The organism is Mycobacterium sp. E2699 (assembly GCF_001666745.1).
Lineage (GTDB): Bacteria > Actinomycetota > Actinomycetes > Mycobacteriales > Mycobacteriaceae > Mycobacterium.
The window spans coordinates 1-12215 of sequence record NZ_LZJH01000070.1 but is presented as its reverse complement, the minus strand read 5'-3'; the positions used below and the strand labels follow the sequence as shown (position 1 = coordinate 12215).

The 12215-nt window shown below is 67.8% G+C and carries 11 protein-coding genes; 5 read left to right on the top strand and 6 right to left on the bottom strand.

The window, feature by feature from the left end:
- Nucleotides 1–11: 11 nt before the first annotated feature.
- The 6 genes from A5696_RS11610 to A5696_RS11585 form a co-directional block, all read right to left on the bottom strand.
- Nucleotides 12–1817, bottom strand: a complete 1806-nt coding sequence (locus A5696_RS11610; protein ID WP_067878199.1) for an ABC transporter substrate-binding protein/permease — start codon at nt 1815–1817, stop codon at nt 12–14.
- Nucleotides 1818–1864: 47 nt separating this feature from the next.
- Nucleotides 1865–2596: a GntR family transcriptional regulator gene (locus A5696_RS11605; protein ID WP_067878127.1), complete on the bottom strand. Its 732-nt coding sequence runs from the start codon at nt 2594–2596 to the stop codon at nt 1865–1867.
- Nucleotides 2597–2718: 122 nt separating this feature from the next.
- Nucleotides 2719–3504, bottom strand: a complete 786-nt coding sequence (locus tag A5696_RS11600; RefSeq protein ID WP_067878124.1) for an LLM class F420-dependent oxidoreductase — start codon at nt 3502–3504, stop codon at nt 2719–2721.
- Nucleotides 3505–3519: 15 nt separating this feature from the next.
- Entirely contained in the window at nt 3520–4434 is a 915-nt protein-coding gene (locus A5696_RS11595; RefSeq protein WP_156738353.1) for an alpha/beta fold hydrolase, read from the bottom strand.
- A 110-nt stretch (nt 4435–4544) separates the two neighbouring features.
- Nucleotides 4545–5639, bottom strand: coding sequence for an inositol-3-phosphate synthase (locus tag A5696_RS11590; protein WP_067878118.1), 1095 nt, complete (start codon nt 5637–5639; stop codon nt 4545–4547).
- A 67-nt stretch (nt 5640–5706) separates the two neighbouring features.
- Nucleotides 5707–6249, bottom strand: coding sequence for a PadR family transcriptional regulator (locus A5696_RS11585; protein WP_067878114.1), 543 nt, complete (start codon nt 6247–6249; stop codon nt 5707–5709).
- 268 nt (nt 6250–6517) lie between these two features.
- Here A5696_RS11585 and A5696_RS11580 point away from each other — a divergent pair, with 268 nt between their 5' ends.
- From A5696_RS11580 to rpsF, 5 genes are all read left to right on the top strand, one after another.
- Nucleotides 6518–6943 carry a DUF5318 family protein gene (locus tag A5696_RS11580; protein ID WP_067878111.1) on the top strand — a complete coding sequence of 142 codons (426 nt, stop codon included), beginning with the start codon at nt 6518–6520 and terminating at the stop codon, nt 6941–6943.
- Nucleotides 6936–9551 carry a transglycosylase domain-containing protein gene (locus tag A5696_RS11575; protein ID WP_369803327.1) on the top strand — a complete coding sequence of 872 codons (2616 nt, stop codon included), beginning with the start codon at nt 6936–6938 and terminating at the stop codon, nt 9549–9551. Before A5696_RS11580 ends, A5696_RS11575 begins: the two co-directional genes overlap by 8 nt.
- On the top strand, nt 9548–11197 hold the full coding sequence (locus A5696_RS11570; RefSeq protein WP_067878106.1) for a glycosyltransferase family 87 protein: 1650 nt from the start codon (nt 9548–9550) through the stop codon (nt 11195–11197). Before A5696_RS11575 ends, A5696_RS11570 begins: the two co-directional genes overlap by 4 nt.
- Nucleotides 11198–11249: 52 nt before the next feature.
- Nucleotides 11250–11900 carry a DJ-1/PfpI family protein gene (locus tag A5696_RS11565; RefSeq protein ID WP_067878102.1) on the top strand — a complete coding sequence of 217 codons (651 nt, stop codon included), beginning with the start codon at nt 11250–11252 and terminating at the stop codon, nt 11898–11900.
- A 121-nt stretch (nt 11901–12021) separates the two neighbouring features.
- A partial coding sequence (gene rpsF, locus A5696_RS11560) for a 30S ribosomal protein S6 (RefSeq protein ID WP_067878196.1) occupies nt 12022–12215 on the top strand: 194 nt, incomplete at its 3' end.

The following is a 12215-nucleotide window of genomic DNA, read 5'->3' as shown; positions in this document are numbered from 1 at the left end:
GGCGCCGGCGGTCACGTGATCTCCTGGCCGAACTTCGTCGTCAGCATGCCGGCGTGGTCGTCCGGCTCCGCGACGACACGGCCGCGGCGAAGCCAGCCGTCGATGTAGTTCACCAGATGGGTCAGCGGGATGGTCAGGATCAGGTAGAACAGACCGGCGGCCACCAACGGCGACAAGCTGCCCGTCTGCGCGTTGAGGTCCCGGCCCACCTGGAAAAGCTCCCGCTGCTTGGCGACCAGTCCGAGGAAGTACACGAGCGCGGAGGCCTTGAGCAATCCGATGGCCTGGTTGACGAGCGCCGGCAGCACCCGCCGTATTCCCTGGGGCACCACCACCAGACGCATCGCCTCCGGGTAGCTGAATCCGAGCGCGCGGGCGGCCTCGAGTTGGCCGGGGTCGACGCTCTGGATGCCCGAGCGCAGGATCTCGCCGATGTAGGCAGCGGCCATCAGTCCCAGCGCCGCAATGCCCAGCGGGTAGGGATTCTTGTTGGTCAGCCCGCCCACCAAGGGCCCGACGCCCATCCCGATGATGAGGATGATCACCACTTCGGGCAGGCCGCGGAAGATGTCGGTGTACACGCGCGCCGGCCAGCGCAACCAGCGTGACCGTGACATTCCCGCGATGGCCAGCACCATCCCGAGCGCCAGGCCGATGACCAGGGCGCTGTTCGTCAGGATCAACGTGTTGGGCAACCCGACGGTCAACAGCGCGGGGATGGCCTGCCGATACAGATCCCAATCGAAGAAGGACTCGCGCAACTGGGCCAGCGTCGACATGGGGGCACCCGGGCCCGCCGACTCGCGGTGGTGGCTCGCGGCGATCGCGGCGAAGTCCGGGAGGTGCGGAGCCGGCGCGGCTTGCGACCCGGGTTTCCAGCCGGGTGGCAGGGGCCGAGGCACCCATTGGCAGTACAGGTTCGCCCAGGTGCCATCCGCGATGACGGCGTCCAGTCCCGAATTCAGCGCGTCGATCAGCGGCTGGTTGTCCTTGGCGACCGCGTAGGCCACGAAATTGCCTGGGCTGAAGGTGTTCGCGACCACGACTGCCGGGTCGCCGGGCCGTATGACGGTCGACGCGAGCGTCCCGGGTGCCACCCACGCGTCGATCTGGCGGGTCTTGAGGCTGGCGTACAGGGTCGCGAAGCCCGGATACTTCACCGGTTGCAGATGCAGCGTGTCGACGACGTAGGACTCCTCGACGGTGCCCTGCACGACGCCGATGCGCTGACCGGCGGCGAGGTCACTGAATTTGTGGATCGCCGAGCCGGGTGGCACCACCAGCGAGTAGAAGCCGAAGTCGTAGCCGTTGGTGAACGAAACCGTGCGGCGTCGCGCCTCGGTGGCCTTCACCGCTGCCGATCCGACATCAAAGCGTCGCGACGCCACCTGGGCGAGCAGCGCGGAGAAATCCGTGCTGACAAAGCGGACCTGCAGACCAAGTTTGCCGGCGACGGCGCGCATCAGCTGGTTGTCGAAGCCGCTGAATTCACCCGTGGGGTTGATGCAGATGTTCGGTGGGGCGTCGGACAGGGTGCCCACCGTCAGCACCCCCGGCGTCCCGAGGCTCAGTGCGCCGGCGTTGACCGAGTCGAGCGGCTCGACGGAGGCGGTGGTGTCCCGATCTTCGTGGCCCGCACCGGGGGTTTCGGTCAGATCCTTCGGCAATGCCCGCGCACTGTCCACGCCGCCGGGCGCGCATTGATTCCAGTCGGCGGCCGCGGGGGCAGCCAGTGTCAGGCCGCTGACCATCAACGTCGTCGTGGCCAGTGCGAAGAGCTTTCGGCGCTTGGTACGCCGGTCCAGGCGCGAACTCATCACCGCTACCGTATCGGCACACCGGCGACCTGGCGCGTCGAAAAGGTCTAAAGCGCGATCGACGGTTCGACGCGAGGCGCGTCGGTTCCGGTGAATACCTGGGGGACGACCTGGACGATGTCGTCGGGCGCGGAAAACACCCTGCGCCGAAACAGTTCCGCCAGCATGGTCTGCGCCATCAGGTAGGAGCGACCCACGCACGCGGACCGGGCGGCCTCAGGATCACGCCGGTGTATCGCCGAGGTCTCATCTTCGTAGAACGGCAACATTTCCTCGCGGCTGCTTTGATAGGTCGTCCAGAACGCGCGAGGAATGAGGTTGCGCGATGCGCGGATCGTGGCGGCGAGCCGCGGTCCGGCGTACTCGTCGATGACCGTGTGACGGTATTCCGCAGCGTTGTCGTAGAAGGCCCTCGAATCCTTGGCGGTGCGCATCGATCGCATCAGCGCATCGAGTTGACCCAGGATCCGTGGAGTGGGGTTGGTCGCCGCGCGCGCCGACGCAATTCCCTTGAGCACACCGTCGAGCTCGTGGTGCTCGAGGACGGTGGCTTCGTCGAACCGCTCGACGAACGCGCCGCGGTGGTAGCGGGTGGACACGATTCCGTCGTGTTCGAGTTGCACCAGCGCTTCCTGAATGGGGACGCGGCTGACCCCCAGGCCGAGCGCGATCTCGTTGCGGTCGACGCGGTCGCCGCTGCGCAGCTTTCCGGTCAGAAGAAGGTGCAGGATATGCGAAACAACCAGGTCTTTTTCTTTGACCCCGTATCTTTTCGGCATCTATTGTTCCGAGCCTCGTTCCAACCCGCATCGGCCAGCTAGCGCTGAGAAGTTTCTCATGACTTCGCGCCGCCGTTAAGGTGTTTGGCCGATGAATTTGCGACAAACGGGAGGCGACCGGTCTAGCGGCTATCGCGCCACTTGCACAGCGCCTCCGCGGCGGTCAGGTCGTAGTCCGGACCGTCGCACCCGACGGTCAGCAGGGTGACGCCGAGCCCGACGAGCGTTTCGGCATTGGCGATCAGCGCGCCGCCGTCGTTCACCGCGGCCGAGCGCTCGATGCCGACGGGGTCGCGCCCCACGTCGGCGCAGTGCCGTTCCAGAACGGCCGATTTCGCCGGGAACTCGTCGGCGGAGGTGAAGCTGTGCCAGGTGTCGGCGTATTCGGCGACCAGCCGCAGGGTCTTGCGTTCACCGCCGCCGCCGATGAGGACCGGGATGTCGCGGGTCGGCGCCGGGTTCAGCTTGGCCAGCCGCGACTTGATGCGAGGCAGCGCGGCGGCCAGGTCGTCGAGGCGGCTGCCGGCGGTGCCGAATTCGTAGCCGTATTCGTCGTAATCCTTTTGCTTCCAGCCCGAACCGATCCCCAGGACCAGCCGGCCCGCGGAGATGTGGTCGACGGTCCGGGCCATGTCGGCCAGCAGCTCCGGGTTGCGGTACGAGTTGCAGGTCACCAGCGCGCCGATCTGGATGCGCGAGGTCTGCTCGGCCCAGGCGCCGAGCATGGTCCAGCATTCGAAATGCGGGCCGTCGGGATCGCCGTAGAGCGGAAAGAAGTGGTCCCAGTTGAAGGCGATGTCGACGCCGATGTCTTCACAGCGGCGAACGGCGTCGCGGATCTGGGCGTAGTCCGGGGCATGCTGCGGCTGCAACTGCACGCCGATTCGAATGGGGCGGTCAGGATTCATATGCCCACCGTAGGCTCAGCGCGAGTCGAGCACCCCACGCAGGAGCTCGATCAGCGCGCGCGGTTGGTCGCTCTGCACGGAGTGGCCCGAATTCTCTACGACGTGCGCGGTGCGGAAATTGGTTGCGCGCCTGGCGAGTTCGGCCGCGTCGTCGTCGTTGACGAATCCCGACGAGCCGCCTCGGATGAGCGTGATGGGCGCGGACAGCCGGTCGACGTCGTCCCACAGACCGCTGAAGTCGGGGAATTTGCGGATGGTGTCGTAGCGCCAGGTCCACTTGCCGTTGTCGAGCCGCCGGGAATTGTGGAAAACGCCGCGCCGCAGCGCCTTCTCCTCGCGGTGCGGTGCCGCGGCGATGGTCAGGTCGAGCATCGCCTGGAAGCTGTCGAACTCGCGCTCGCCGTGCATCAACGCCACCGTGCCTTGCTGCTCCTTGGTCATCTCGGAGTGTCGTTGCAGCGCCGACGGCGTGACGTCGATCAGGACGAGTTCGCCGACCAACTCCGGGGCGATGGCGCCCAGCCGGATCGCGGTCAGCCCGCCCAACGACATGCCGACGACGAGGTCCGCACCGGGCGCGTGCTCGCGCAGCGCCGGCAGCAGGGCGTCGGCATTGAGCTGCGGCGAGTAGTCGCCGTCCTCGCGCCAGGCCGAATGTCCGTGCCCGGGAAGGTCGACGGCCAGGGCCGGCTCGCCGAGGCCGACGATGACCGTGTCCCAGGTGTGCGCGTTCTGCCCACCGCCATGCAGGAAGACGATGCGCGGGCCCCCGGATGAGCGAGCTCCCCAGCGCAGCGCGCTGATCCTGTTGTCGGCCGGGCCCGATTCCACCCGCTCGACGTCGGGCAGCGGCCCGGCGACGCCGGCCTGTTCGGCATTTTCGGCCAGCAGCGAGAACTCCGACAGTCCCGCCGGTGCGTCCTCAGACATCTCGGTCACGATCTAAAGACACTACGGCGTGACCGCGAGCGTAACGCCACCGCGTAAATCGGAGCCGACAATCGCAGTGCCGTCACGCTCGCGGGCCGCAAACCGGAGAGTTACCCCTCGATGAACTCTTCGAGCTGAGCGCGCGCGACGTCGTCGGGCAGCTGCTTCGGCGGACTCTTCATCAGGTAGGCCGAGGCGGGGACCACCGGCCCGCCGATGCCGCGGTCCTTGGCGATCTTGGCCGCCCGCACCGCGTCGATGATGACGCCGGCCGAGTTCGGCGAGTCCCACACCTCGAGCTTGTACTCCAGGTTGAGCGGTACGTCGCCGAACGCCCGGCCCTCCAGTCGGACGTAGGCCCACTTGCGGTCGTCGAGCCAGCCCACGTGGTCGGACGGTCCGATGTGCACGTCCTTGGTTTTGAACTCGCGCTGCAGGTTGCTGGTGACGGCCTGTGTCTTGGAGATCTTCTTGGACTCCAGCCGCTCGCGCTCGAGCATGTTGAGGAAGTCCATGTTGCCGCCCACGTTGAGCTGCATGGTGCGGTCCAGCTGCACGCCGCGGTCCTCGAACAGCTTGGCCATCACCCGGTGGGTGATGGTGGCGCCGACCTGGCTCTTGATGTCGTCACCGACGATCGGGACGCCGGCGTCGGCGAACTTCTTGGCCCACACCGGGTCCGACGCGATGAACACCGGCAGCGCGTTGACGAACGCCACGCCCGCGTCGATCGCGCACTGGGCGTAGAACTTGTCGGCCTCCTCCGAGCCCACCGGCAGGTAGGACACCAGCACGTCGACGTTGTTCTCCTTCAGGACCTTGACCACGTCAACCGGCTCGGCGTCGGAAACCTCGATGGTGTCGGCGTAGTACTTGCCGATGCCGTCCAGCGTCGGGCCGCGCTGCACCGTCACGTTGGTCGGCGGCACGTCGGCGATCTTGATGGTGTTGTTCTCCGACGCGAAGATGGCCTCCGACAGGTCGAACCCGACCTTCTTGGCGTCCACGTCGAACGCGGCGACGAACTTGACGTCGCGGACGTGGTAGCGGCCGAATTTCACATGCATCAGGCCGGGCACGGTGCTGTTCTCGTCGGCGTCGAGGTAGTACTGGACGCCCTGAACCAGCGACGACGCGCAGTTGCCGACGCCGACGATGGCGACTCGTACGTCCGTCTGCGCATCCGACGGCTTGTGGTCACTCATAGGGCGTTCTCCTCACTCCATAACTTCTTGTCTCGGGTACTTCTCGTGCGTTTGTCGTGCAGGGGTTTCACGTTTGTTCGGAAAGCCCGGGCATCGCCCGCTCCGCGGCGATGAGCTCGTTGAGCCACTTGACCTCGCGCTCACTGGACTCCAGCCCCAGCTGATGCAGCTGCCGGGTGTAGCGGTCGAACGAGCTGCTCGCCCGCGCCACCGCTTCACGAAGCCCTTCGCGGCGCTCCTCGACCTGACGGCGGCGACCCTCCAGGATGCGCATCCTCGCCTCTGCCGGCGTGCGGTTGAAGAACGCCAGGTGAACGCCGAAGCCGTCATCGGTGTAGTTGTGCGGGCCGGTGTCGGCCACCAGCTCGCCGAACCGCCGCCGACCGGCGTCGGTCAGCTGGTAGACGCGACGCGCCCGCCGCACCGGGGTGCCGGCCGGCGCCGCGTTCTCCGCGATCAGCCCCTCGGCCTGCATGCGCCTCAGGGCCGGGTACAACGACCCATACGAGAACGCCCGGAACGCGCCGAGCAGGCCGGTCAACCGCTTCCGCAGTTCGTAGCCGTGCATGGGCGATTCGATCAGAAGGCCCAGGATGGCAAGCTCCAGCATCGATTCACCCCCTTTGCACGGACTGTTACGACGGTTCGACGCCTCGCGTCATCGTATCGTTTCGATATATTCGTCACAACACTACCTGACGTTATTGCGCCATTCGTCACAGCGAAGCTGCGCGATAACCCGCCATTAGCCGCCGCCACCGCAGGTCGAGGGGTCCTACGGTGCGGGGCGGCTGGTCGTCGGCCGATGGCCTCGGCGCGGGCCGGCATCAGCCTCGGTTGCGTGTCGGTGGTGCGGGCGGCCACGTACTCTGGTCACCGTGCGACTGCAGCGACAAGTGGTGGACTACGCGCTTCGGCGGCGCTCCCTGCTCGCCGAGGTGTACTCGGGCCGCACCGGTGTGTCCGAGGTTTGCGATGCGAACCCATACCTGCTGCGCGCGGCGAAGTTTCACGGCAAACAGAGCCAGGTCATGTGCCCGATCTGCCGAAAGGAACAGCTGACTTTGGTCTCCTGGGTATTCGGCGACCACCTGGGTGCGGTGTCGGGTTCGGCGCGCACCGCCGAAGAGTTGGTGATGCTGGCGACCCGCTTCCAGGAGTTCTCGGTGCACGTCGTGGAGGTGTGCCGGACCTGCAGCTGGAACCACCTCGTGAAGTCGTATGTCATGGGTGCGGCCCGCCCGGCACCTCCTCCCAGGGGCACGCGGACGGCGCGCAACGGCGCCCGAACGGCCATTGAGTAACGAAGGGCGCCACGACCAGTCGCCCAGTGATCTGAACCAATCAGCGACTGAGCGCGTGGGCAAGCACGCGAGCACCGACCGGCCGGACGGTCACGGCGGGCGCGAAGCGCCACCGGGTCACGGCCGACGCCGCCCCGTTCCCCCGGACGACCGGTTGACCACGATCCTGCCGCCCGTCGTGGACGACCATGCGCCCCGGCGGCCCGACCCCATCCAGGAAGTCAAGGCGGCCCTGGACAGCCCGGCGTCGTCGCCGCAGCAGCGGGACCCGCTCGAGGAGGTCAAGGCCGCCCTTGACAGTCGCGCCGCGACGTCCGGGCGGCGGGAGGGGCCCATGCCCGGGCGTCGCCCACCCGACGGGCCTCCGCCTCCGCCTCGGCCACCCGGCGGGCCGGGCGGACCCGGTGACGGCGCGCCCCGACCCGGAATCGATTGGAGCTGGGTCGACCAGATCAACTGGCTGTGGGTGCGACGCGCCGCCTACATCACGTTGGCGGCGCTGGTGCTGTTGCCGATCGTCACCTTCGCCATGGCGTACTTCATCGTCGACGTCCCCAAGCCCGGGAACATCCGCACCAACCAGGTGTCGACGATCCTGGCCAGCGACGGCTCGGAGATCGCGAAGATCGTTCCGCCCGAAGGCAATCGGGTCGACGTCAACATCAGCCAGGTCCCCGTCCATGTGCGCCAGGCGGTGATCGCCGCCGAGGACCGCAACTTCTACTCGAACCCCGGCATTTCGTTCACCGGCTTCGCCCGGGCGGTGAACAACGACCTGTTCGGGGGTGGCGACCTGCAGGGCGGCTCCACGATCACCCAGCAGTACGTGAAGAACGCGCTGGTCGGTTCGGCGCAACACGGGTTCAGCGGTCTGATGCGCAAGGCGAAGGAATTGGTGATCGCGACCAAGATGTCGGGGGAGTGGTCCAAAGACGATGTCCTGCAGGCCTATCTGAACATCATCTACTTCGGCCGCGGCGCCTACGGGATTTCGGCCGCGTCCAAAGCCTATTTCGACAAGCCGGTCGACCAGCTCACCGTCTCGGAGGGCGCGCTGTTGGCGGCCCTGATCCGGCGGCCGTCCTCGCTGGACCCGGCCGTGGACCCCAAGGGCGCCGCGGAGCGCTGGAACTGGGTGCTCGACGGCATGGTGGAAACCAAGGCACTGTCGCCGAGTGACCGTGCCGGGCAGGTGTTCCCGGCCACCCTGCCGCCCGAACAGGCCCGCGCGCAATACCAGACCACCGGTCCCAACGGGCTGATCGAGCGCCAGGTGACCAAGGAGCTGATGGAGCTCTTCAACATCGACGAGCAGACGCTGAACACTCAGGGCCTGCAGGTCACCACCACGATCGACCCGAAGGCCCAGCAGGCCGCCGAGAAGTCGGTGTCGAAATACCTCGACGGGCAGGATCCGGACATGCGGTCCGCGGTGGTGTCGATCGATCCGCACAACGGCGCGATACGCGCCTACTACGGCGGCTCCGACGCCAACGGCTTCGACTTCGCTCAAGCCGGGTTGCAGACAGGGTCGTCGTTCAAGGTGTTCGCTTTGGTCGCGGCGCTGCAGCAAGGCATCGGCCTGGGCTACCAGGTGGACAGCTCCCCGCTCACCGTCGACGGCATCAAGATCACCAACGTCGACGGCGAGAGCTGTGGCACCTGCAATATCGCCGAGGCGCTGAAGCTTTCACTCAACACCGCCTACTACCGGCTGATGCTCAAGCTCAAGGGCGGACCGCAGGCCGTCGCGGACGCCGCGCACCAGGCGGGCGTCGCGAAGAGCTTCCCCGGCGTCGCGCACACGCTGTCCGAGGACGGCAAGGGCGGCCCCCCGAACAACGGAATAGTGCTGGGCCAGTACCAAACCCGGCCGATCGACATGGCCTCGGCGTACGCCACGCTGGCCGCGTCGGGCGTCTACCACCGGCCGCATCTCGTGCAAAAGGTCGTCAACGCCGAGGGCCAGGTGCTTTTCGACGCCGGCAATACGGACAACAACACCAACAGTGGCGAGAATCGCATCGACAAGGGCGTCGCGGACAACGTCACCGCCGCGATGCAGCCGATCGCCGCCTATTCGCGCGGCCACAGTCTGGCCGGCGGGCGTCCGTCGGCGGCCAAGACCGGGACGGTGCAGTTGGGTGACACCCAGGCCAACAAGGACGCCTGGATGGTCGGTTACACGCCGTCACTGTCGACGGCCGTGTGGGTGGGCACCGTACAAGACAACGTGCCGCTGGTAACCGCCTCGGGCGCAGAGGTTTACGGTTCCGGGCTGCCGTCGGACATCTGGAAGTCGACCATGGACGGCGCCCTGAAGGGCACCTCCAACGAGAGCTTCCCCAAGCCGAGCGAGATCGGCGGGTACGCGGGCGGGCCCGCGGCGCCGCCGCCGCCCGCGCCGCCGCAGGTGAGCGTCGTCCAGCCCACCATCGAGGTGGCGCCGGGCATCACGATCCCGGTCGGTCCGCCCACGACGATCACCAACGCGCCGCCCCCACCGGGCGGCTACCAGCCGGGCGGCCCGCAACCGGGCGGCCCCGGCGGGTTCCAGCCACCCGGGGTCCCACCGGGCGGCCCGCAAGCTCCGCCGCCGCCGCCGTGACCGGCGCTCGGCAGCAGAGCGCCACCATCTCACCGGAGCCGTTGGCGGCCGACCTGCGCAGCGTCGACAACCGCGATTGCCCCAGCCGCACCGACTTTTTGGGCGCCGCGCTGGCCGAGGCCGGCGGGGGGCCGGTGGGCCGGCACGCGCTGATCGGCCGCACCCGGGTGATGACCCCGGTGCGGGTGATGTACGTGATCGCGCTGGTGTTCCTGGCGCTCGGCTGGTCGACCAAGGCGGCGTGCCTGCAGAGCAGCGGCACCGGGACGGGCGACCAGCGGGTCGCCAATTGGCAGAATCAACGCGCTTACTACGAGTTGTGCTACTCCGACACGGTTCCCCTGTATGGCGCGGAGTTGTTGAGCCAGGGCAAGTTTCCGTACAAGTCGAGTTGGATCGAGACCGACGCCGGCGGGGCTCCCCAGGTCCGCTACGACGGGCGGCCCGCGGTGCGATACATGGAGTATCCGGTGCTGACCGGCGTCTATCAGTACGCGTCGATGGCGGTGGCCAAGACATATACCGCGCTGAGCAAGCTCGCCCCGTTGCCGGTCGTCGCCGAGGTGGTGATGTTCTTCAACATCGCGGCGTTCGGCTTGGCGCTGGCCTGGTTGGCGACGGTGTGGGCGACCGCGGGTCTGGCGGGTAGGCGCATCTGGGACGCTGCCCTGGTGGCCGCCTCGCCCGTGGTGATCTTTCAGATCTTCACCAATTTCGACGCCCTGGCAACGGCTTTCGCGATGGGTGGCCTGCTTGCCTGGGCACGACGAAAACCGGTGCTTGCCGGGATGCTGATCGGACTGGGCGCCGCGGCCAAGCTCTATCCGCTGCTGTTCTTGGGGCCGCTGCTGGTGCTGGGCGTCCGGACCGGTCGGCTCGGCGCCTTCGCGCGCACCGCGGTGACGGCGGCGGCGACCTGGTTGTTGGTGAATCTTCCCGTGCTGGTCCTCTTCCCGCGGGGCTGGTCCGAGTTCTTCCGGCTCAACACCCGCCGCGGCGACGACATGGACTCGTTGTACAACGTGGTGAAATCGTTCACCGGCTGGCGGGGTTTCGATCCGAAGCTCGGCTTCTGGCAGCCGCCGACCGTGTTGAACACGGTGGTCGCGGTGACGTTCACGGTGTGTTGCGCGGCGATCGCGTACGTTGCTCTCACCGCGCCAAGGCGCCCGCGGGTGGCGCAAGTCGTGTTCCTGGTGGTGGCCGCGTTCCTGTTGACCAACAAGGTGTGGAGCCCCCAGTTCTCGCTGTGGCTGGTGCCGCTGGCGGTGCTGGCATTGCCGCATCGGCGAATCCTGTTGGCCTGGATGACGATTGACGCCCTGGTGTGGGTGCCGCGGATGTACTACCTGTACGGCAACCCGAACCGTGGGCTACCGCTGCAGTTCTTCACCACGACGGTGTTGCTGCGTGATGTCGCCGTGGTGGCGCTGTGCGCGCTGGTGGTCCGGCAGATCTATCGCCCCGAGGAGGACCTGGCGCGCTGGGACGGCCGCGTGGACGACCCGGCGGGCGGTCCGTTCGACCGGGCCTCCGACCGTCCGCCCGGGTGGCTGCCGGCCCGGCTGCGTCCGCCGGGGCTGCGTCGTCCGGACGCGCCCGCGCCGGAACCCGACACCGAGGCGGCGGCGGTGGGGCAGCCATGACGCGCGCCGACGACGATGATGCCGGCGTAGCCGGGATCGAAGGAGTGGCGCCATGACGGTAGTCGCGATCCCGCTGTTCGATCGGTTCACCGCGCTCGACGCCGTGGGCCCCTATGAGGTGCTGCAACGGATTCCGTCGATCGAGGTCGTGTTCGTGGGCCACCGCCGAGGAGAGGTGCGCACCGAGAACGGGATGCTCGGCGTCGCCTGCGACGCCACGTTCGGCGAGGTCGGCGCTCCCGACGTGGTGGTGGTCCCGGGCGGCATCGGAACCCGGCGGCTGATCCGCGACGCGGACGGAGATGCGATCCGCGCGTGGCTGCAATCGGTGCACCCCCGCACCACGTTCACCACCTCGGTGTGCACCGGCGCGCTGTTGCTGGCCGCCGCCGGCCTGCTCGACGGGCTCACCGCGACCACCCACTGGCGGTCTGCGGACCTGCTCAACGAGTTGGGGGCGCGCTACGTCCCCGACCGGGTCGTCGAGCACCTACCGCGGCGCCTCATCACCGCCGCGGGCGTCTCCAGCGGCATCGACATGGCCCTGCGGCTGGTCGAGTTCCTGGTCGACCGCGAGGCCGCGCAGGCCGCCCAATTGCTCATCGAATACGACCCGCAGCCGCCGTTCGATTCCGGCGCGCTCGCCAAGGCCGATGAGGCGACCGTGGCTCGGGCCCACGAGTTCCTCCAAGCCCGGCGGTAAGCGCGCGGATTTTTCCGGCAGACCCCCCGTCCGGTAGCCTGGTGCGGTTGCCGACGCAGGCGACCCTCCTGCCACGGAACGACCGTGGCCGCTTGAGACCAGAGGAGGTGGTGAGGTTTCCATGCGTCCATACGAAATCATGGTCATTCTTGACCCCACGCTCGACGAACGCACCGTGGCCCCGTCCCTGGAGACGTTCCTCAACGTCGTCCGCAAGGACGGCGGGAGCGTCGACAAGGTGGACATCTGGGGCAAGCGCCGGCTGGCCTACGAGATCGCCAAGCATGCCGAGGGCATCTACGTCGTCGTCGACCT

Bases quoted from the DNA above. Each gene is read 5' to 3' on its own strand.
- A5696_RS11565 (WP_067878102.1), top strand. From the start codon at position 11,250: ATGACGGTAGTCGCGATCCCGCTGTTCGATCGGTTCACCGCGCTCGAC.
- A5696_RS11610 (WP_067878199.1), bottom strand. From the start codon at position 1,817: ATGAGTTCGCGCCTGGACCGGCGTACCAAGCGCCGAAAGCTCTTCGCA.
- A5696_RS11600 (WP_067878124.1), bottom strand. From the start codon at position 3,504: ATGAATCCTGACCGCCCCATTCGAATCGGCGTGCAGTTGCAGCCGCAG.
- A5696_RS11590 (WP_067878118.1), bottom strand. From the start codon at position 5,639: ATGAGTGACCACAAGCCGTCGGATGCGCAGACGGACGTACGAGTCGCC.
- A5696_RS11595 (WP_156738353.1), bottom strand. From the start codon at position 4,434: ATGTCTGAGGACGCACCGGCGGGACTGTCGGAGTTCTCGCTGCTGGCC.
- A5696_RS11585 (WP_067878114.1), bottom strand. From the start codon at position 6,249: ATGCTGGAGCTTGCCATCCTGGGCCTTCTGATCGAATCGCCCATGCAC.
- A5696_RS11605 (WP_067878127.1), bottom strand. From the start codon at position 2,596: ATGCCGAAAAGATACGGGGTCAAAGAAAAAGACCTGGTTGTTTCGCAT.